Origin of the sequence: Paractinoplanes aksuensis (assembly GCF_024137025.1) — a bacterium.
Taxonomy (GTDB): domain Bacteria; phylum Actinomycetota; class Actinomycetes; order Mycobacteriales; family Micromonosporaceae; genus Actinoplanes; species Actinoplanes aksuensis.
The window spans coordinates 103,805-123,966 of sequence record NZ_JAMYJR010000009.1; the positions used below are offsets into that span (position 1 = coordinate 103,805).

Consider the following 20,162-nt stretch of genomic DNA (forward strand, 5'->3'; position numbering starts at 1 on the left):
TTCCGAAGGGCAGTGGCGCTTACATCGGCTCCCCGCGGCGCGAGTTGAGCAACCGGGCACAATCGTGAGGTGCTCCTGGAGTTCATCCGCGGCAACACGACCGCTGCCCCCGTCCCGTTCGTCCCCGAGATCACGCTCCATCAGGCGGACGAGCCGATCGCCCTGTGGGAGAAGACCGAGCAGGCCGGCCCGGCCCAGCCGCCGCCGTTCTGGGCCTTCGCGTGGGCCGGCGGGCAGGCCCTGGCCCGGCACGTGCTCGACCACCCCGACCTGGTCTCGGGCCGCTCGGTGCTCGACCTGGCGACCGGCTCGGGCCTGGTCGCGGTGGCCGCCGCCCGGGCCGGGGCGACGCCGGTGACGGCCAACGACATCGACCCCTACTCGCTGGCCGCGACCCAGGCCAACGCCCTCGCCAACGGTGTCGCCGTCCGAGCCCTCGAGGCCGACATCCTGGACGGCGACGACCCGTACGGCGTGATTCTGGCCGGTGATGTCTTCTACAGCCGCGAGATGGCGGCCCGGGTGCTGCCCTACCTGCGCCGCGCGGCCGGCCGGGGCTCGCTGGTGCTGGTCGGCGATCCCGGCCGCGCCTATCTCCCGAGCGAGGGGCTGGTCGAGCGGGCCACCTACGACATCCCGGTGCCGGTCAGCCTGGAAAGCGTCGACACCCGGCGTACGAAGGTCTGGCAGCTGACTCAGAGGTAGCTGACGCCGGTCAACTCCTCGGCGACCGCCCACAGCCGCCGCCCCACGGCTGGATCGGCGGCCACAGCGCTGGGCCGCACCTTCGTGACCGGCCCGCGCATCTCGAACAGGCCGGACGGCCCGAGGAACTCGCCCCCGCGCAGATCCGGGTCGGTCGCGGCGCGCAGTTGCGGCTCGGTGCCGCGCTCGACCGACTGCGTGGTGATCAGCGCCGCCGACGCCACGAAACGCCCCAGCCGGCCACGGTGCTCCCACGCCCGCGGGGTCAGGTTGGTGCGCGTGATGCCGGGATGCGCGAGCACGGCGGTGATCGACGAACCGGTCGCCCGCAGCCGCCGGTCCAGTTCGAGACCGAAGACCGTGCAGGCCAGCTTCGAGACTCCGTACGCCTTGGAGGCGCTGTAGTTGCGCCGGAACATCAGATCGTCGAAGTCCAGGCGGGCCCGCTTGTGCGTGATCGAACTCAGGTTGACGACCCGGGCCGTCGGGGCCAGGTTGGGCAGCGCCAGGCCGGTGAGGGCGAAATGGCCGAGCATGTTGGTGCCCAGGTGCAGCTCGAACCCGTCGGAGGTCTCCCGGCGCGGGCCCAGCAGCACCGCCCCGGCGTTGTTGACCAGCAGGTCGAGCGTCGGTAGGCCGGCCGCGAAGGCGCGGACCGAGGCCAGCGAGGCCAGATCGAGCTCCCGCGCCTCGACGTCCCCGCCGATCGCCCGGGCCGCCTCCTGACCGGCCTCGACATTGCGGACGGCCAGGATGACGTGGGCCCCGGCCCGGCTCAGCTCGGTGGCGGTGACGCGGCCGAGGCCCGAGTTCGCGCCGGTCACGACGGCGACGCGGCCGTGCAGATTCGTGGTCATGCCGGAAAGCTAGGGCCGCCGCGGGCCGGGCCCGTCGCACCGCTGAGCCTAGGTCCGGTGGTCCTACCCAGCCGGCCCCCGGCGGCGGCACACTGGCGACATGGCCGGCACCCACCCGTACGCCCGTGAGCTCGGTGACTTCCTGCGCGCCCGGCGCAACCGGCTGCGCCCGCAGGACGTCGGCCTGGAACCGGGCGGCCGGCGCCGGGTGACCGGGCTCCGCCGCGAGGAGCTGGCCCTGCTGGCCGGGCTGAGCACCGACTACTACCAACGGATGGAGCAGGGCCGCGACCTGCGCCCCTCGGACGACGTGCTGGACGCCATCGCAGGCGCGCTCGAGCTCGACGACAGCGAGCGCCGGCACCTGTTCACGCTGGCCCGTGCGGCCCGCCGCCCGGCCCCGGCCCGGGTCCACCGCGAGCCCGAGACCGTGCCTGCCGGCACCCGGCGCATGCTGCGCGTGCTGGCCACCCCGGCCGTCGTGCTGGGCCGCCACCTCGACGTACTGGCCTGGAACGATCTGGCCGAGGCGCTGCTCGGCGACCCCCGCGACTATCCGCCGGACCAGCTCAACATGCTCATGCTGCTGTTCGACGACAGCCGCACCCGCGAGCGGCAGTGCCCGGACTGGGAGCAGCAGGCCCTCGACTACATCGGCATGATGCGGGCGGCCGTCGCCACCGACCCCACCCACCCGCGGGCCACCGCCGTCGTGGGCGAGCTCAGCATCCGCAGCGCCGACTTCCGGCGGCTGTGGGCCCGGCACGACGTGCGGGTGTCGGTCAGCGGCACCAAGACGTTCCGGGTGCCCGAGGTCGGCGACATCGTCCTGCACTGGGACACGTACCCGCTGCCCGGCGCCGCGGGGCCGATGATGCTGGTGTTCACGGCCGACGAGGGCAGCCCCGACGCCGACCGGCTGGCGCTGCTGGCCTCACTGCACGCGTCTAGAGACACTTCTCGATGAGCGTGCGCAGGCCGAATCCGTCCTCGACCGTGTCGTCCGGCGGTGGGCCGGTCGGTTCGTCGGCCGTACGCGGGGAGGGCATGAGGATCGCCCGGCCGACGCCGGCCCGGCGGGCGCACACGACGTCGCGCCGGGGGGTGTCGCCGACGAACCAGCAGTCCCCGGGGGCCAGGCCCAGCTCGTCGGTGGCGTTCCAGATCATCTGCGGGTTGGGTTTCCGGACGCCGGCCTCGTCGCTGTAGATCTGCACGGCGAAGTGGTGGCCGAGGCCGGCCTTGTCGAGGAAGTCGCGGTGGGCCGCGCCGGACAGCGTGTTCGAGACCACGGCCAGCGTGACGCCGGCATCGGCCGCTGCCTCCAGGGCCGACGGGATGCCCGGCCGCAACGCCCAGTTGTCCCGCCAGGCCCACTCGTAGCTCAGCTTGCGCACCGCCCCGCGCACCGGCACCTGGGCCGCCGGCGGCCACCCGGGCAGGATGAACCGCTCCCACACCTCGGCCTGGGGCAGCTCGTCCGGCCAGTCCTCGTCACGCCAGGCCGACCAGGCCGCGGCGCCCTCGGTCAGCGTGCGCTGGATCTCGCCCGGCGTCAGCACGCCGTTGACCAGGTTGAAAATGCGCAGCACGAGGCCGGGCGGAGCGGTCCGGCGCGACGGGGCGTCGGCCAGCACTCCGCCGAAGTCGAGCAGGATCGCCGCGGGCCGCATGTCAGCGGGCGGTGCCCAGGGTCCAGGCGCGCACGCCGCCGACGATGCCCGCCGTGTTCGGCACCACGACCACATCGTCACCCATGCGGGCGAGCTGTGTGGCCGTGATCAGGCGAGAGTTGCCACCGCCGAGATACAGCCGGTCCCACAGGAAGACCGGGCGCAGCCCCTCGACGACGTTACGGACCCGGCGCGACCAGAGGGCGTCACCGAGGCGGCGGCGCTCGTGCTCGCCGATGTACGTGTCGTACGACATGCCCCACCGCACCGGCGCCTGCGACATCTCGAGGTGCGGGGCCAGCGCGCCGCCGTCGAACAGCGCGCAGCCCAGTCCCGTGCCCAGGGTCAGCACCAGCTCGCAGCCCGTCCCGGCGACCACTCCGGCCCCGTGCACCTCGGCGTCGTTGAGCACGAGCGTGGGGCGGCCGAACGCGTCCTCCAGGGCGGTGCGCGCGTCGAAGCCGAACCAGGCCTCCTGCAGCTCGGGGTCGATCCTCGTCCGCGGGCCGCTGCGGGTGATGTAGTGCGGGGTCGCCACGACGACGCCGTGCCGCAGCATGCCGGGCATGCCCACGGTGACCCGGTCGTGCGCGGGCAGCCGCGCGCCGAGCTGCGTCAACGTCTTGACGAAGAGCTCGGGGGGCAACGGATAGGGGGTGGGGACGCGCAGCGGCTGGGCCCGCATGGTCCCCGCCTCGTCGAGCACGGAACCCTTGATGCCGCCGCCGCCACAGTCGATCGTCAGGGTGAAAGCCACGCCGCCAGTTTGCATGGAGTACACCTCCTCGCACAGCAATTGTGACCCGGTATCGTCGCTGCGGTGTCGAGGGCCGTCCGGATCAGCACCCGCAATGCCAGCTTCCAGCAGTGGCAGGCGCTGCTGACCAACCGCAACAAACGCCACCGGGCCGGGGAGTTCCTGGTTCAGGGCGTACGCCCGATCTCGCTCGCGGTCGACCACGGGTGGGAGATCCGCGACCTCATCCATCCCGACCGGCAGTCCCTGTCGTCGTGGGCGCGCGACATCCTGGAGCGCAGCGGCGCCCGGCCGGTGGCCATGTCCCCCGAGCTGGTGGCCGAGCTGGCCGACAAGGATTCGGCCGAGTTGATCGCCGTGGTCGCGATGCCCGCGGCGCCCGAACTCCCCTCGTTCGATGATCCGCATCTTCTGGTGGTCGTCTTCGACCGGCCCAGCACGCCCGGCAACATCGGCACGCTGATCCGCTCGGCCGACGCGTTCGGCGCGGCCGCGGTGGTGGTCACCGGGCACGCCGCCGATCCGTTCGACCCCAAGTCCGTGCGGGCCAGCACGGGTTCGCTGTTCGCGCTGCCGGTGATCGCGGCCGACGGCCCCGACGATGTGCTCCCGTGGGCCGCGCGGGCCGGCGTGCAACTGGTCGGCACCGACGAGCACGGCGCGGTCGACGTGGCCGACCACGACCTGACCGGCCCGACCATGCTGCTGATCGGCAACGAGACGGCCGGTCTCAGCACGGCCTGGAAGAACGCGGCCGACGTCCTGGTCCGCATCCCCATCACCGGCGCGGCCAGCTCGCTCAACGCGGCCGCCGCGGCCACGGTGGTGCTCTACGAAGCTTCGCGCCAGCGGTCCCGGGCCTAGGGCGTATCTGGCGCCCTAGAACTCAGAACCGGGCGAACGACCGGATCGGCATGCGCGGGCCGAACTTGGGGGCGCCGATGCCGCCGTGGGCCAGCAGTTCGCAGACGCGGGCGCGGTGGCCGCGGAACGGCTCCAGCAGCTCGAGCATCCGCTCGTCGGTGCCGCGGGCCTCGCCGGCCAGCGCCCACGCGACCGTGTTGGGAATGTGGAAGTCGCCCACGCTGACGGCGTCGGCATCGCCGTACGCGACCCGCACGACCTCGGCCGCGGTCCACACCCCGATGCCGGGCAGGGCCATCAGGCGCCGGGTGGCGTCGGCCGAATCGGCGCACAGCTCGAGCCGGGCCGCGACCACCGCGGCGCGTTGCAGGGCCTGGGTGCGGCGCTGTTCCATGCCGTACGGATGGAAGACCCAGTACGGCGTGGCCGCGATCACGGCCGGGTCGGGCGGCAGCATCAGCTCGCGCGGGCCCGGGGCCGGCTCGCTGAGGTTCTGGCAGATCAACCGGTAGGCCCGGTGCGCCTCTTTGCCGGTGACCTTTTGTTCGAGCACGGCCCGCAACACGCTGCGGAACACCAGGCCGGTGGCGGGCAGCCGGATGCCCTCGAAGGTGCGGGCCAGCCGCTTGATCAGCGGGTGGGCGGCGGCCAACGCGGGGAAGGCGGTCACGTCGTCGCGCAGGCCCGCGATGGCGTCGGCGCGGTCGAGGATCCACTGCTCGCCCGGGCCGTAGCCGGTGGCTACCAGATCCTGGCCGTCGCGCGCGAGATGCAGCGTGGCCGGGCCTTCGGGCGTACGGGCGGTGAGCCACAACTCGTCGCCGGTGAACACGCCGCACGGGTCGTGCCGGGGCACCAGCAGCGAGCGGACCGAGGCGCCGAAGTGGTAGCGCTCCGGTGGCGTCATCCTGCGGGTCACCGGCAACACTGTGCCACCTTCCGGGGCCGTTGCCCACTACGCGCAGGCCGATGGCCCTGACCGCGCTCCCGGTCAGGGCCATCGGAGGGGACGTCCGGACACCCGAGTTGGTCCGGAACGTCCTGTAGGAGCGACCGCTGTTGTCGTCCGTCAGGGGGAAGGACGACCGCCCGGAGGGCGACGGGGGGTCCGTTCGGGGACGGGGTCATGTCGGTGACCCCGTCCCGTCCGGGTTCGCCTCCGGGTACCAGCGGCGATGCTCCTCAGATCAGCGGCGTCCGCCGCGAACGGTGATGCGGACCGTGTCGAAGGCCGGCGTCTGGTTGGCGCGGACCATCATCGGGATGCGGTGCGAGCCGTCACCGGCCCACGAGGCGCACTGCGCGGTGCCGGCGTTGGGCAGACCCGGGACCTGGATGTTGACCGAGTCGGGGGTCGCGCCACCGCGGCTGTCCTCGGTCGCCACGAAGAACGCGGGGACCGGGTCGGGCGCCGGGGCCTCGTTGGTGTTGGCCAGCATCCGGCAGGCGGTGTGGAAGTGACCGCGGACCAGGCCGTTGGCCAGGACCGAGCTCTCCACGTAGTAGCCACCCTGGCCGGCCGCGAGGAAGCGGTCACGGATCAGGTTGCGGGTGCTGACGGTCAGCGTGAACGGGGTGTTCGGGTTGACCGCGCGCGGGGCCCGGGTGATCAGCAGCGTCGGGTTGGCGTTGGCCTCGCCGACCTCACCGAACTCGGTCGAGACGCAGCGGCTGCCTTCCTGGAAGCCGTTGTGCGGGGTCAGGTTGCTGGTGTCACAGCTGTTGGTCAGCACGCCCAGCCCGGCGCCCGGAGGCGGGGTGGTCTGCTCCTCGGTGGGCTCGGGGTCGGGCTGCTGCTCGCCGCCGTTGCCCTGCTCGCCGTTGTCGCCGCCCTGCTCGCCGTTGCCCTGGCCGTTGTCACCGCCGTTGCCCTGCTCGCCGTTGCCCTGCTCGCCGTTGCCCTGGCCCTCTTCGCCATTGCCCTGGCCGTTGTCGCCGCCCTGCTCGCCGTTGCCCTGGCCGTTCTCGCCGCCAGTGCCCTGCTCGCCGCCGCCGTTGTTGCCCTCTTCGCCGTTGCCGTTCTCGCCGTTGCCCTCTTCGGGGGCCTCGGCGCTCGGGTCGGCGGCCGGGACGGTCGCGGCCTCGGTCGGCGGGGTGGTCTGGTTGCCCTTGCCACCGCCGTTGTTGCCGACGTTGTTCATCACCCAGGTGCGGCACCGGGTGCGCAGCGTCTGGGTCGACACCGTGTCGCCGGCGCCGTCGTCGGGGTGCTGGGTCACCTTGCCGTTGTTGGTGGTGTAGGTGCCCTTACGCGTCTCCGTCGAGAGCTTCGCGCGCTGCGGAGCCTGAACGTCGTCGCACGCCGCCAGAGCCTTCTTCTGGGTGCGGTCGGTGCTCGCGTTGGAGACCTGGGTGACGGTCACGATGCCGCCGAAGGCCACCAGCGTGGCAGCCACCGCGATGATGCGGCGCTTGCCGGAGAACCAGTTGTTGCTCCTGGATGCGCGCCGGTACTTGGACCTTCGCATGGGGTGACACCTTTCTCTTACGCGAGGGGACGTGGCTGGGGCTACCGCGCCCGGAAAATGCGCATTGACGTGATGACGCCGGCCACGAGCGCGGCCGCGAGGACGAGCAGGATCACGGTGGTGCTGACGCCCGGGATGCCACCGCTGCTGCTGGCGGCCGCGAGCATCTGCCCGTCCACCGGAACCGGACCGCTGCCGGGGTTCGCGGGGGCGGGGGCTGTGGGAAGTTGCGCGTAGTCGACGATGTTGCTCGACTCCAGCAGCGTCATGTGGGTCATGACGAACTGGTTGGTCTCCTGGGCCAGCTTGCGCACGGAGTCGTTGCGCGTGGAGGCCCGGATGGTCGCGATGGCCGGGAAGATCTTGCCGTGGGCGGCCCGCAACCGGTCGATGAAGATCTGGTCGAACTGGGCGCCGTTCGCGTCCCGCATCTCCTGCAGCCAGAACTGCTGGTCGCTGTTCGGCTTGGCCGGCAGGTCGATGTTGAGCTTCTTGGCCGTTTTCCGGTCGAGGTCGTCGAGAATCACGTGCTGCTCGGCGATCGATTTGCCGATCTTCACGATGCGCGGGTCGTTCGACTTCTCCTGGGCCATGTTGCCGGCCGGGATCTCCCACAGGCCGGCCAGCCGCACCTTGATGACGAAGTCCTTGTCCGCGTCGCTGACCGCGCCGACACCCTTGTTGCTCAGGCCGTTGGACGACGGGACCGGAATCGGCCCGCTGTCGCCGGGGGCGGCCTGAACAGGGGCGACCGGCGCGACCAGGAACGTCAGAACCGCCGCGGAAATGCCCACCAACCAACGCGTCGGACGGCGCGTAAAGCGAGCGGTAAGCATTTTCTCTCTACCTCCGGATCAGCGTTTCTCAGGGGACTTTTGAATCAGTAGCTGTAGTCACTGCCGGTGCCACCGGCGTCACCCGAATCGGAACCGGCTTCGTCGTCCGAGTCCTTGGCGGGCGGGGCCACCGGCTTCGACACCTTGGGCAGGCAGGTCAGGTTCTTGGCGCCGTCGGGCCGAATCACGAACCAGGTGCCGCTGACGTTCTGGCCCTTCCAGTTACCGGGCTTCTTGTCACCGATGTAGCGGTAGAGCGGCCAGCCCTTGAGGGTCAGTTGCTTGCTGCCGTCGGCCCGGGTCACCGTGCCCACGAGCTTGTCGTCGACGCCCTTGAGGGTCGGCTTGCCGTCGTTGGTCAGGGAAGGCGGCCAGACCTCGGCGCAGTCGCCGACGCAGTTCGACTTGGCCGGCTCGTTCTTGTCCTTGTCGAAGCGGTAGAGCACGAAGCCCTCGTCGTCCACCACGACCTTGCCCATCCGGGCCACCTTGGTGCCGGTCAGCTCGGAGGTGACCTCTTCCTCGCTGAGCTCGGGGGCGGCGTCGGCGGCGGCCGGCGGGGCCGTGGCCTCGGGGTCGGCCGGAGGAGCGTCGGTGGCCGACGGGTCGGCCGGGTCCGCGGTCGCGGCCACGTTCTCCGCGGCGGGCTCAGCGGCGTTGCCGTAGTCGGCCTGGTTGTATCCCTGCGGGGCGCAGCCGGTCACTGCGAACGCCGCGGCGATTGCGGCGCCGACGACCATCAACTTTCGCTTCTCCGGTAGCACTTGCCCTCCAAGGTGTTTCTGCTCTGGCGTTTCCGGGCTGTAGTACGAGGGCAAGGTCGCGTCGGTTGAAGAAAGTTCCCATCAATTTCCGAGTTTTTCCCGGCGGGCCACCGGACCTGCTTCTCTAAGAAAAAACAAAGGATCCCGGCCGATCGGCCGGGATCCTTTATGAGTGCGGGTGCGGTTACGGAACGCGAACCAGCGTGTCGCCGGCGCCGCTCGAGGTGACCTCTTGCACCTGGATGTGCGCGATCTGGTCGCGCGGGGTCGAGGTGATCGCCTGGAGCAGCAGCGGCTCCGGGTTGGCGGCGGTGCCCCAGCCCCGGTCGCCCACCTTCCACGAGACGAGCGGCTCGCTCGTGCCGTCGGTGTGCACGGCGACCAGCCGGCAGACCTTGGGCCCCTGGATGTTGGCGATGGCGAACTGGATCTGCGTGCCCCAGTCCTTCTTCACCAGACCCACCGTCGCGGCCACCCCGGTCCGCGGGTCGGTGCCGGTCAGCGACTCGCCGGCCAGGGCCGTGCCACCGAGACCGGTGCCCCCGCCCGAGACGGGCAGCGGGTCGAGCTGGGTGCTGTCGCGCTGGGCGGTGTTGGTCGACGCCGGGTCGGCGTTGTCGCCGAGCACCGAGCCGCCGACGAAGAACGCGCCGATCGACAGCATCGCGAAGATGACCACGGCCGCGGCCAGCGAGTAGAGCCGCCGGCTGTTGGCCCGGTGGCGCTCGCGGGAGGCCTCGCCGATCACCTTCTGCAGCATGAAGCCGTCGCGCCGGGTCTCCTCGGCGGCGATCACCGCGTTGGCGTCGACGTCGGCCAGCAGATCGGCCACCTCGACGAACGACTCGAGCTCGTAGGCGCACCGAGGACAGTCGATCAGATGGTCCTCGAACTGTGTGGCGTCGCGTTCGTCGAGCACACCCAAGGCGTACGACGCGACATCGAAGTGGTCTTCCTGGGTCATTCGGTCACCCCCCGCTGCTGCAACGCCGTCCGCAACGCACGCAGAGCGTAATACACCCGTGACTTGGCGGTACCCAACGGAAGGTTGAGCTTCTCCGCCGCCTCCGGCACCGTGCGGCCCCGGAAGTACGTCTCGATGAGGATCTCGCGGTGCGACTGGCTGAGTTCGCGCAGCGCGTCGGAGACCGTCATCGACTGCAGAACGCGGTCGGTTTCATCGGACTGACTGGGGAAGCTCTCGAGCTCGCGGTCGTACGTCTCGGCCGGCCGGGCACTCGCGCTCCGGTGGTCGTCGATCGCGATACGCCGCGCGACGGTCACCAGCCAGGGCCGCAGCGACTGCTGCCCCTGGGCGCCGAGCCGGTGCGCATTGCGCCAGGCCCGGAGCAACGTCTCCTGCACGATGTCCTCAGCGCGCTGCCGGTCACCGCCGGTCAGACGCAGCACGAACATCAGAAGTGGTCCCGCATGCTCCTCATAGAGCATCTTGACCAGAGTGTCCTCGTGAGAAGCCCCCGCGGGGGTCGCGGCCTCATGCCGCGGCGCCTGCCGGGGAATCACTGAACCACCATCGCCCGCACTACGGCCTCCGTCGAGAGACTGCCACCGTCCACCGGAATGCTGCTGTGTCATCAGGCGCACCCCGCCTGGCGCCAGCCGATGTTCGGCCACCGCATGCATCGATACCTCCACCCGGCGTTTTCCCCGTCGCCTGAGATACGGCTGGGGACAGCCCTCGGGATCAACGCGGACGGGAAAATTTCGGGGAGCGGTCTCAAACGATCCTCCGCGGTCGTGTGGGGGGTCACGAGGCGCATCGGCGGGCGATCGGAATTAATCGATCTGCACCGATATGACGGCCAGGGCAGCCGAATAATACTCAGCCCCACGCGCACCATGAAATACGCAGTTGAGCAGGACCGACGCACTGGCAGTGCGGCGTTACCGCTAAGTAGGCAAGCCCGGACGCTGCGTTTCCGTCCCGCTATTCGGGAGCGCTCCCAACCGGATCACGCCCCGCGTCTTGCCCGTTCAGGGGATGTCTGACCGCCATCCGGCCTCTTCGCGCAGTACCCGCACCAACTACCCCTAAAAACACCTTCTGTCGGATTGGGCGTACTGGCCGGACACCTTCCTGTCCGCTCACCGAAGGGCACCAGTCCACTCCAAGGAGCGACCAAGCCACTCCGCAGTCATCGACCGAAGTCGGCCGGGACCTCGACTGCTTTCGCCCGTCGGCACCCTGTGGATAACGAATCGAACGTGTCGCGCCCTGTGGACAAGTTCGGCCCACCGGCTTGCCCGCCGTCTACCTTCTTCCCATGTCCCTTGGGAGGGCGGGGGAGGCGGTGGCACCCCGGCAAGATCGTTTCAAGGTGATCAGGACAGCCTCGAGGCGACAGTGGCCAGCGTGGTGAAGCGCATCAGGAAACTTCCGCCTAGGGCGTCGACGGCGGCGCCCGTGGCGGACAGCAGCGCGGCCATCTCGTCGGCGGGCAGTGTGGTGAGCAGGCCCTGGGTCGGGAGTTGGTCGAGCCACTCGTCGCGCGTGTAGGTCCGCTCCCACTCGTAGGACCAGCGCTCGAAGGGCGAGAAGGTCCCGGTCGCCCGGGTCACCGCGTCGGCCTGGTCCACCAGCGCCGCATAGCCCTGGGCGGCCGAGACCGAACCCTGGTAGGCCGCGGCCATCCGGCTGCCGGGCATCAGGCGGTGGAAAACGTCGGCGAAAGCGGCGGCCGCCTCCGGGGCGGGCTGGCCGGCGTTCCAGAACAGCGCGAGGCGGCCGCCGGGGCGCAGCACGGACGCGGCCTTGGTCGCGCCCGCCTCGGGGTCGACCCAGTGCCAGGTCTGGCCGGCCACGACCGCGTCGAAGGTGCGGCCCCTGGGGTCCCATTGTTCGAAGGTCGCCACCTCGACCTCGAAGCCGCTGTCGCGGGCGAAGGCGGCCATCCGCGGGTCGGGCTCAACTCCGGTTACGTGGGCGCCGGCGGCGCGGAGCTGGCGGGCGACGATGCCGGTGCCGATGCCCACGTCGAGGACCTCGGGGGCGGCCAGGCGATTGATCAGGTCGGCCGGGTAACGGGGGCGGGTGCGGTCGTAGCGGTCACTGTCGACGCCGAACGACTCCGCCACGCGGCGCTCACGGAAGGGCTGAGTGGGCATGCGCCCACTCTAATGGGCAAGCGCCCACTCGTCGATGTGCGAGGCTGAGGGAGTGCCGACCGGAGTGGCGCTGCGCGACGTACGCCAGCAATTGTTCGACGCGGCCCAGCGCGTCCTGCTGAACGAGGGGCCGGGCGCCTTGACCAGCCGTGCGGTCACGGCCGAGGCCGGTTGCGCCAAGGGCGTGCTGCACCGGCACTTCGCCGACTTCGACGACTTCCTGGCCGAGCTGGTGCGCCGCCGCATCGCCGGCTTCCAGGCCTGGGGCGCGACCATGTGCGAGACGGCCGGATCGGGGGCGGTCGACGAGAACATCGCCGACGTGCTGGCCCTGGTCTTCGACCGGGTCGGGCTGGGACTGACCGCCCTGATCCTGTCGCGCGACGACCTGCGCGCCCGCCTGGGCCCGAACGGCGTGCCGATGCTGACCGAAGCCACCGCCGTGCTCGCCGCCTATCTGACCGCCGAGCAGGCCCAGCATCGGGTGCCCGCCGACGCCGACGTCGGCCCTCAGGCGCTCGCTCTGGTCGGCGCGGCGCACCTGGCGCTCGCCGGCACCGGAGTCGTGGCCGGACAGGACGAGATCCGCCGACTGGTGGCGTCGATCTTGAGTTAGTTGAGGCGGGAGCGGGCGGTGGCCAGGGTCAGCGCCCGGTGCAGCACCCGGGAATCCCCCAGCAGGCCGCGCAGCCGCCGTTCCAGGCCGGCGATCGGCACCAGGTTCTGTGGCGCTCGCGGGTCCTTGTAGGCCGACGACGCGAACCGCGGCAGCGTCGCCCCCGAGATCTCGGCCAGCTCGATCGCCTCCTCGGGCGCGAGGTCGGGCGAGCACTCCACCCGCACGATGCCCGACCACGGCGCCCCGGACGCCCCGGGCAGGCGCAGGTACCAGGACCAGCCGCCCCACACCGTGCCCAGGTGGAAGACCGGCGTCCGCTGGCCCGGCCGCAGCGACGTCACGACCGTGGTCAGCGCGGCCGGCAGGTACTGCTTCTGCTGCGTCTTGACGTACCCGATCGTGCGGGGCAGTTGCCGCCGGTTGCGCAGCGGCCCGTCCACCACGAGCAGGTCGCGGCCGTCGGAGCTGGTGTCGCGGGCCGAGGCCGAGATGTCGATCTCGAGTGCGGTCAGCGGGCCCTGCACGGCGGCGGGCAGCTTGCTGGCCTCGCCGGTGCCGTGGATGCGGTGCACCTCGTAGCGCACCGAGCCGGCCTGCACGTCCTCGGCCGACGGGCTCGCGGTGAACAGCCCCCGGCCGACCCGCGCGCCGACCAGTTCGGCCGCGCCCCGGGCCAGGTCGCACCGGACCACACCGGCCGCGTACGAGGCGGCCAGCCCGGCGTACGACGTCCCGTCCTCCTCGGCCGTCCACAGCCCGGCGTCGTTGCGCCGCACCCCGTCGACCAGGAAGACGACGTCGGGGCAGCGCACCGACGACGAGACGTCGATCGGCGCCCACTCGGCCGCCGGCACCTCGACGTCGGTGTCGACCTGGGCGCTGCTGGCCGAGGCCGGACCGTCCCCGCCCTCGGCGCCACCCTCGAACGACGAGCCGTAGGACGGATCCCACGCGTCCACGTACATGCTGGTCAAAGGCCCACCCTCGTCACGTGCGCGGTCCGCGCGTCCTTGTGCACCTCGAACCGCACCGGCACCCGCTCGGCCAGCGCGTTGACATGGGTGACCACGCCGACCATGCGGTCGCCGCGCGCGGCCAGGTTCTCGAGCGTCGCCGCCACCACGTCCAGCGTGGCCGCGTCGAGGGTGCCGAAGCCCTCGTCGAGCACGATCGACTCGAGGCTGGCGGCCGTGGTCGACATGCCGGCCAGCTGCTCGGACAGCGCGAGGGCCAGGGCCAGCGAGGCCTGGAAGGTCTCGCCGCCGCTCAGGGTGCGCACCCCGCGCCGCAGCCCGGCGTCGTGGTGGTCGATCACGAAGAACTCGCCCTTGTCGTGGATCAGGTCGTACTGCCCGCCGGTCAGCTCGCGCAGGATCCGCGACGCGCCGTCGACGAGCAGGTCGAGCGCCTCTTCCAGCAGCCAGCGCTCGAAGTTGTTGGCCCGCAGGTGCCCGGCCAGCGACTTGGCCACCCGCATCTCGCGCTGCAGCGTCATCCGCTGCTCGGTGAGCTCGTGGGCCTGCTCGCGCCGGTCGACCAGCCGTTGCAGTGCGGCCTCGGACCGTTCGGCGGTGATCGCGGCCGCGCGGATCAGCGAGGACTCGTCGGAGGCGGGCACGGCCACCCCGGCCGCAGTGAACAGGGCCGCGATTTCTTGCTGGGCGGCGACCGTGGTGCGGTGGGCCGAGGCCACCGTGCCCTCGGCCTCGTCGCGGGCGGTGGCCCGCTCGGCGGCCAGGCCCGCGGCCCACTCGACCAGCAGGGCCCACGCCCCGGCCAGGTCGTCGCGGTCGGCCGGCGGCGGCGAGAAGCGCGCGACCTGATCCCGTACGGTGTCGAACTCCCGCCAGGCCGAGCGCTGCCTGTCCTCGGCGGCGATCACCGCGGCCTGGGCCTGCCGGTTGGCCGACCGGGCCGTCCGCACGGCCGCGCCCGCCTGGTCGAGCTGCTTCTGAAACCGGTCGATCTCGGCCAGCTGCCGGCGCAGCGCCTCGACCCCGGGCGACTCGGCCACCGCGGTCCGCGCCTCGGCCAGCCGGGTCAGGTGGTGCTCGTGCTGGGCCCGCTTGCGTTCCAGGTTGCTCTCGAGCTTGCGGGCGACGGCGTCCCGCTGCTGCCACGCCTTCTCGGCGATCTCGGCGGCCGCCCGCGCGGCCTTGCCACTGGTCTCGGCCGCGCGCACGGCCGATTCCTCGGACACCGGAGGCACGGTGGTCACGGTCTGCTCGCACACCGGGCAGTGGTCGCCCGCGGCCAGATGCGCGCGCAGGGCCGAGGCCCGGTCGATGCGCTGGGCCTCGGTGTAGTCGAGCCGGGCCTGTTCGAGCAGCTGGACGGCGCCGACCTGGGCGCTGTGGGCGATCTCGGCCGAGGCCGCGGCGTCCTTGTGCTCGACCTCGGCCACTGACACCTCGCCGGCGAACCAGTCGGCCTGCCCGACCAGTTTCTCGAGCTCGGCGTGCCGGTCGAGCATGAGGTTGAGCGACCCGGCGTCCCCGGAGGCCGCGAGCTCGCCGCGCAGCTTCTCTTCCTTTTCCTCCGCTGCGCGGACCTCATCCGCGGTCTGAGCGGCGGTCGCCCTCGCAGCGGCGGTCACTCCGGCCGTTTCCACGCTGGCCGCGGGCGTACGTACGGAGGAGAGCAGCCGGACTTCAGCGTCCAGAGCGTCCCGGGCCGAAGCCGCCTCGGCCTCGGCCGCACGCTTGGCTCGCAGCCCGGGCACGGCCGCCTCGACCGCAGCGGTGAGTTCCCGCATGCGGGCGACGTGCTGCTCGGCCGCCTCGACGGCCTCGTCGGTCGCGTCGGCCAGGGCGCCCAGGTTCTGGTCGACCACGGCCAGCTTGCCCTCGGCGGTCTGGGCCCGGCCGGTGGCCCGGGTCTGCACCTCTTCGTAGACGTGCAGGCCGAGCAGGTTGACCAGGATCTGCTGCCGGGTGGCCGGCTTGGCGTGCAGGAAGTCGGCGAACTGGCCCTGCGGCAGCACGACACAGCTGGTGAACTGCTCGAACGGCAGGCCGACGGCGTCGAGCACGGCCTGGTCCATCTCGGCCGGGGTGCCCGCCAGCACCTCGCCCAGGTCGTCCAGGTCCATACCGGTGTCGAGCTTGGACACGTCGAAGCCGGGCGGCATGAGCTGCAGGCCGGCGCCCGCGGTCTTGACGTTGCCGCGGCCGTCGCGCCGGACGACCCGGGTCGCCACGTACCGGTCACCGGCCGACTCGAAGACGAGCCGGACCCGGGCCTCGGTGGCCGAGGGGGCGAGCGCATTGCCGATGCCGCGGCTGCCGCCCCAGCGCGGGACGGTGCCGTACAGCGCGAAGGTGACCGCGTCGAGGACCGTCGACTTGCCCGAGCCGGTCGGCCCGACCAGCGCGAAGTAGTCGGCGTCGGTGAAGTCGACGCTCGTCTCGTCCCGGAAGACGGTGAACCCGGCCATGTCCAACCTGATCGGTCTCATGATCCGTCTCCGCTTCGCTCCGCCGAACCAGAGCCCTGGCCACTGAGCTTTCTGCGCTCGCTTCGCTCGCTCATGAGTGGGTGCTCACCTCGTCGTACAGCTCGTCGAAGAGTTCGCGGACGCCGTCGTCGGCGTTGTCGCGACTGTCCAGGTAGTCGCCGAAGAGTTCCCGCGGCGACCGACCGGCCCGCTGTGCCATGCGCTCCCCCGCCCGGTCGGGCATCATCTCGGGGTCGATCCGCACCTCGAGGGCGTTGGGCAACAGCTCCTGCACGTCCTCGCGGAGGCCGACCCGTGGCTTCTCGCGCACGAGGACACGGAGCCAGGCGTCCGGAAGGTTCACCGTGGCGAGTTGTTCGAGCGTGCCGCGGACCGTGCGCAGCGCGATCGCCCCGGTGATCGGCACGTCACGGACCCGGGCCGCCTTGTCCACCGCGACATCGACGATCGCCACCGACGACACGTTCTCTTCCTCGCCGAAGTCGATCGCCAGCGGGCTGCCGCTGTAGCGGGTCGGGCAGGGCGAAATGACCTGCTGGGCCCGGTGCAGGTGGCCCAGCGCGACGTAGTGGGCGTTGGTCGGGAAGACCGTGGCCGGCACGGCGTACCCCATGATCGTGTGCGCCTCGCGCTCACCGCCACCGGCCGAGGCGCCGACGATCGTCAGGTGGGCGGTGAGCAGGTTGACCACGCCGGGCTGGTCGAACTTGTCGCTGAGCCGCGCGATCAGCCGGGCGATGTGATCGGCGTACGTCTGATTGGCCTCGGCCGCGGTCAGCTCGTACATCTCGGCGGCCCGGATGGCGTAGCGCTGGGACAGGAACGGCAGCGTCATGAGCTGCCACTTCTCGCCGTCGGCGGTCTCACCGGTGATCAGCAGCTCGTCGGCCTTGTCGCGCACGGCGCCGCGCAGCACGATGCCGGCCGCCTCGGCCCACGGGCGCAGCGCGTCGAGGGCGGGGCCGTTGTCGTGGTTGCCGCCGATCGCCACCACCTGGGCGCCGGTGTTGCGCAGCGCGGTCAGGGCCCGGGTGACCACCCGCGTCGCGTCGGCCGTGGGGGCCGCCGTGTCGTAGAGGTCACCGGCGATGATCACCAGGTCGGGCCGCTCGGCCCGGGCCACCTCGACCACCTGGGCCAGCACACGGATGTGCTCGTCGTGCCGGCCGCGGCCCTTGAGGACCTTGCCGACGTGCCAGTCGGACGTGTGCAGGATGCGCATCGCGGAACCTTAGAACGGAATGTCGTCGTCGGACGAGCCGCCGCGGCTGCCCACGACGGCGAACGGATCGGCCCCCTGCACGATGGACTTCATCGTGTCGGCGGGCGGCGGGCCGGACTCGGACTTGCGGGTGGCCCAGGCCGGGAACGGGAACTCGACGCACAGCGGCACCGGGATGTCGGGCTGGTTGACGAACATCGTGCCCGGGCGGGCCAGCAGCGCCCGTTGCCGCATGGCCGGCGGCAGGAACCCGTACTCGGGCCGGGCCGCCTCGGCCGGGTCGAGCCGGCCGACCACCCGGATGGCCGAGTTGGTCACGATGCGCCGCTCGACCTCGCTGGCCGTCTGCTGGGCGCCGATCAGGATGACCCCGAGCGACCGGCCACGCTCGGCGATGTCGAGCAGCACCTCTTTGATCGGGGAGCTGCCCTCGCGCGGGGCGTACTTGTTGAGCTCGTCCAGCACGACGAAGAGCAGCGGGCGGCCGGTGCCGGCCTTCTCTTTCTCCTCGAACTCGGTCTTGAGCGTCACGCCGACCACGAACCGCTGGGCGCGGTCGGGCAGGTTGTGCAGGTCGACCACCGTGACCTGGGCCGACTCGGCCGTCTTGATCTGGTGGGGGCGGCGCTGGGCCAGGTCGCCGCGGATCAGCCGGGCCAGGTCGCGCTTGCTGCCGATGAGCCGGCGGGCGAACGCGTTGACCGTGCCCATGTTGACCGCCGAGCCGGCCCAGGTCGACCGGGTCTCGTCGTCGGTGAGCTGCTCGACGATGTGGTCGACCAGATCGCCGTACGAGCCGATCCGCTTGCCGTCGATGCTGATGCCCCCCTCGGCGGGCACGGCGTAGCGGTTGAGGTGGGCGGTCACCGAGTGGACGACCATCGTGTACTGCTGGCGCTCGTCGTCGGCGTCGGCGAACACGTACGGCAGCAGCCGCTTGTCGCAGAACTCCTCGAGCGTCCAATAGAACGAGTCGACACCGGTGAGCCGGCTGCTCACATCGGGCGCGCCGGAGGAGTCGCCCGCGCGGGGCGGCGCATAGACCCGTACGTCGGAAAAGGGGGTGGCCGGCAGCTCGAGCAGCTTGTAATTGGCCCGGGTGGCCTCGTCGAGCTTGGTGTTGGGGTGGTCGAGGAACAGCAGGTCCTCACCCTTGACGTTGAAGATCAGCGCGCGGGCGTTGGCGCCGTCGGCCCCGAGCTGACCCGACCGGAACACCGAGTAGAGCAGGAACGTCGCGAAGCTGGTCTTGGTGGCCACGCCGGAGATGCCGCTGATCGACACGTGGGCGCCGCGGGTGCCGTCGAGGAAGTCGGCATTGAGGAACACGGGCACCCCGTCGCGCCCGGTGCCCATCGGGATGCGCCGGTCCATCCGGTCGAAGTGCAGAGCGGCGTCGCGGGCCTCGCCGGTCGCCCGGTGCACGACGGCGCCGGGTGCGGGCGGCACGTACAGCTCGGGGTCGACCCGGGTCGTGGTGATCTCGGCCGCCTCTTGCACCAGGGCGGGCAGGGTGCCCTCGGCGATGGCGAACACGTCGGAGTCGAACTGCGCCCCCTCGTGCCGGGCCCGCACCTGCGTCACCACCCCGGCGATCGTGACCGGTTCGCGGTCCGGCAGATCACGCTGGGTGACCACGACATCGTCCAGCTGTAAATAGCTGCCCGGGGTCACGGCCGTCCAGAACTGAAGCGGCGTCGCGTCGGCTGTACCTAGCACCCGCCCGACGGGGGAAGTTTCGTCAGACACGCCGATCATCGTGCACCAGGGGTACGACAAAACTCGCATCCGCCGGGGGTTGGCACGAGTTGTCCACAACTTCTAGTGCTCATACACAGAGTTATCCACAAGATCTTGGTTCGATGGTGGAGGCGCGCCCATCAATGAACCAATGTGAGCCGATCGGCCAACAGCCGGGTGACCGGTCAGCGGCCCTGACGCAAGAAGCGCAGGAACAGCATCTCCTCGAGCGTCAGCACGTGGCGCAGGGACATCTGGCGTGGGGTGGCGGGGGCGCCGGCCGAGATGCGGCCGGGGCCGCCGCCGACCAGCAGCGGCGCGACGGTCAGGCACAACTCGTCGACCACGTCGGCTTCGATCAGCGCGCCGAACAACTGCGGGCCGCCCTCGGACAGCAGCTGGGTCGCCCCGCGCGCGTTCAGTTCGCGGACCGCCGCGGCGCAGTCGACCCTGTCCTCGCCCACCGCGATGACGTCGGCCACCCCGGCCAGGGGCGCCGGGTCGGCCCGGGTCGTCGTGACCACGATCGGGCGGACCGGCGCGTCCGTGAAGACCAGCTGATCGAGGTCGAGGTTGAGGGAGCCCGAGACGATCACCATGAGCGGGTACTCGGGCAGGCCGTGGGCGATCCGCCACTGCCGGGCGTCAGGGCTCGGCCGCAACGCGTCGTAGTTCTCCGCCCGCACGGTGCCGGAAGCGACGATCAGGGCGTCGCAGACCATCCGCAGCGAGTCGAAGATCTGCTTGTCGCCCGGGCCCTGCAGACCGGCGGACAGGCCGTCGACGGTGACGGCGCCGTCGGCGCTGGCGATGAAGTTGACCCGCAGCGTGGGTGATGGATTGCGCGGGTACAGCTCGATCAGACCGTCGGCGCTCGACGGCCACGCGGGGAACGACGTCATGGGCCGGGCGGACCCGTCACCGGCGGGACGGGCCGGCTGACCTTGTGCTGGCAGTCGCACCACGAACCGCCGCGGCACTCGTCGTGCCGCCGCTCGCGGCAGGCCGGGCAGATCACACTGCGACCCTACCGCCCACCCGGTCACTCGAACCGCACGAACGGCTGGTACAAAT

General features: G+C 71.4%; 19 protein-coding genes. 4 read left to right on the top strand and 15 right to left on the bottom strand.

Annotated features, from left to right (window positions below; all coding sequences use genetic code 11):
* The first annotated feature begins 69 nt into the window (after window positions 1-69).
* Window positions 70-705 carry a class I SAM-dependent methyltransferase gene (locus M1L60_RS09455; RefSeq protein ID WP_253236948.1) on the top strand — a complete coding sequence of 212 codons (636 nt, stop codon included), beginning with the start codon at window positions 70-72 and terminating at the stop codon, window positions 703-705.
* On the opposite strand, the gene M1L60_RS09460 is transcribed toward M1L60_RS09455, so the two are convergent.
* Window positions 696-1,562 (bottom strand): oxidoreductase, encoded by an 867-nt coding sequence (locus M1L60_RS09460; protein ID WP_253236949.1) that lies wholly within the window; start codon window positions 1,560-1,562, stop codon window positions 696-698. The two genes, M1L60_RS09455 and M1L60_RS09460, sit on opposite strands and share 10 nt — an antisense overlap.
* A gap of 100 nt (window positions 1,563-1,662) precedes the next feature.
* Here M1L60_RS09460 and M1L60_RS09465 point away from each other — a divergent pair, with 100 nt between their 5' ends.
* Window positions 1,663-2,529 (top strand): helix-turn-helix transcriptional regulator, encoded by an 867-nt coding sequence (locus tag M1L60_RS09465; RefSeq protein ID WP_253236950.1) that lies wholly within the window; start codon window positions 1,663-1,665, stop codon window positions 2,527-2,529.
* Here M1L60_RS09465 and M1L60_RS09470 read toward each other — a convergent pair.
* Both M1L60_RS09470 and M1L60_RS09475 read right to left on the bottom strand, forming a co-directional pair.
* Entirely contained in the window at window positions 2,510-3,235 is a 726-nt protein-coding gene (locus M1L60_RS09470; protein WP_253236951.1) for an HAD family hydrolase, read from the bottom strand. The two genes, M1L60_RS09465 and M1L60_RS09470, sit on opposite strands and share 20 nt — an antisense overlap.
* Window position 3,236: 1 nt before the next feature.
* Complete coding sequence (locus tag M1L60_RS09475; protein WP_253236952.1) at window positions 3,237-3,992, bottom strand: ROK family protein; 756 nt, start codon at window positions 3,990-3,992, stop codon at window positions 3,237-3,239.
* 63 nt (window positions 3,993-4,055) lie between these two features.
* On the opposite strand from M1L60_RS09475, the gene M1L60_RS09480 reads away from it, so the two are divergent.
* A complete protein-coding gene (locus tag M1L60_RS09480) occupies window positions 4,056-4,856 on the top strand; it encodes a TrmH family RNA methyltransferase (RefSeq protein WP_253236953.1) in 801 nt (266 codons plus the stop codon).
* 22 nt (window positions 4,857-4,878) lie between these two features.
* Here the strand turns inward: M1L60_RS09480 and M1L60_RS09485 are convergent, their stop codons facing one another.
* The 7 genes from M1L60_RS09485 to M1L60_RS09515 all read right to left on the bottom strand — a co-directional run bounded on the left by M1L60_RS09485 (window position 4,879) and on the right by M1L60_RS09515 (window position 12,050).
* Entirely contained in the window at window positions 4,879-5,763 is an 885-nt protein-coding gene (locus M1L60_RS09485; protein WP_253237138.1) for a DNA-3-methyladenine glycosylase family protein, read from the bottom strand.
* Window positions 5,764-6,043: 280 nt separating this feature from the next.
* Window positions 6,044-7,324, bottom strand: a complete 1,281-nt coding sequence (locus M1L60_RS09490) for a Pecanex-like protein 1 (protein ID WP_253236954.1) — start codon at window positions 7,322-7,324, stop codon at window positions 6,044-6,046.
* A gap of 41 nt (window positions 7,325-7,365) precedes the next feature.
* The gene (locus tag M1L60_RS09495; protein ID WP_308208440.1) at window positions 7,366-8,118 is read right to left on the bottom strand and encodes a DUF4142 domain-containing protein; all 753 of its coding nucleotides are present in this window, start codon (window positions 8,116-8,118) and stop codon (window positions 7,366-7,368) included.
* 86 nt (window positions 8,119-8,204) lie between these two features.
* Window positions 8,205-8,900 (bottom strand): COG4315 family predicted lipoprotein, encoded by a 696-nt coding sequence (locus tag M1L60_RS09500; protein WP_253237139.1) that lies wholly within the window; start codon window positions 8,898-8,900, stop codon window positions 8,205-8,207.
* Window positions 8,901-9,108: 208 nt separating this feature from the next.
* Window positions 9,109-9,888: an anti-sigma factor family protein gene (locus tag M1L60_RS09505; protein ID WP_253236956.1), complete on the bottom strand. Its 780-nt coding sequence runs from the start codon at window positions 9,886-9,888 to the stop codon at window positions 9,109-9,111.
* On the bottom strand, window positions 9,885-10,568 hold the full coding sequence (locus tag M1L60_RS09510; protein ID WP_253236957.1) for a sigma-70 family RNA polymerase sigma factor: 684 nt from the start codon (window positions 10,566-10,568) through the stop codon (window positions 9,885-9,887). The genes M1L60_RS09505 and M1L60_RS09510 overlap by 4 nt, the downstream gene beginning before the upstream one ends.
* 699 nt (window positions 10,569-11,267) lie before the next feature.
* Window positions 11,268-12,050, bottom strand: coding sequence for a class I SAM-dependent methyltransferase (locus M1L60_RS09515; protein ID WP_253236958.1), 783 nt, complete (start codon window positions 12,048-12,050; stop codon window positions 11,268-11,270).
* 52 nt (window positions 12,051-12,102) lie between these two features.
* Here M1L60_RS09515 and M1L60_RS09520 point away from each other — a divergent pair, with 52 nt between their 5' ends.
* A complete protein-coding gene (locus M1L60_RS09520) occupies window positions 12,103-12,666 on the top strand; it encodes a TetR/AcrR family transcriptional regulator (RefSeq protein ID WP_253236959.1) in 564 nt (187 codons plus the stop codon).
* Here M1L60_RS09520 and M1L60_RS09525 read toward each other — a convergent pair.
* The 5 genes from M1L60_RS09525 to M1L60_RS09545 all read right to left on the bottom strand — a co-directional run bounded on the left by M1L60_RS09525 (window position 12,663) and on the right by M1L60_RS09545 (window position 19,990).
* Window positions 12,663-13,643, bottom strand: coding sequence for a hypothetical protein (locus M1L60_RS09525; RefSeq protein ID WP_253236960.1), 981 nt, complete (start codon window positions 13,641-13,643; stop codon window positions 12,663-12,665). The two genes, M1L60_RS09520 and M1L60_RS09525, sit on opposite strands and share 4 nt — an antisense overlap.
* Complete coding sequence (locus M1L60_RS09530) at window positions 13,640-16,126, bottom strand: AAA family ATPase (RefSeq protein WP_253236961.1); 2,487 nt, start codon at window positions 16,124-16,126, stop codon at window positions 13,640-13,642. Before M1L60_RS09530 ends, M1L60_RS09525 begins: the two co-directional genes overlap by 4 nt.
* A gap of 70 nt (window positions 16,127-16,196) precedes the next feature.
* Window positions 16,197-17,348, bottom strand: a complete 1,152-nt coding sequence (locus M1L60_RS09535; protein WP_253236962.1) for an exonuclease SbcCD subunit D — start codon at window positions 17,346-17,348, stop codon at window positions 16,197-16,199.
* Between the two features lie 9 nt (window positions 17,349-17,357).
* Window positions 17,358-19,106, bottom strand: a complete 1,749-nt coding sequence (locus M1L60_RS09540) for an ATP-binding protein (protein ID WP_253236963.1) — start codon at window positions 19,104-19,106, stop codon at window positions 17,358-17,360.
* Between the two features lie 167 nt (window positions 19,107-19,273).
* On the bottom strand, window positions 19,274-19,990 hold the full coding sequence (locus tag M1L60_RS09545; protein WP_253236964.1) for a pyrimidine reductase family protein: 717 nt from the start codon (window positions 19,988-19,990) through the stop codon (window positions 19,274-19,276).
* Window positions 19,991-20,162 lie beyond the last annotated feature (172 nt).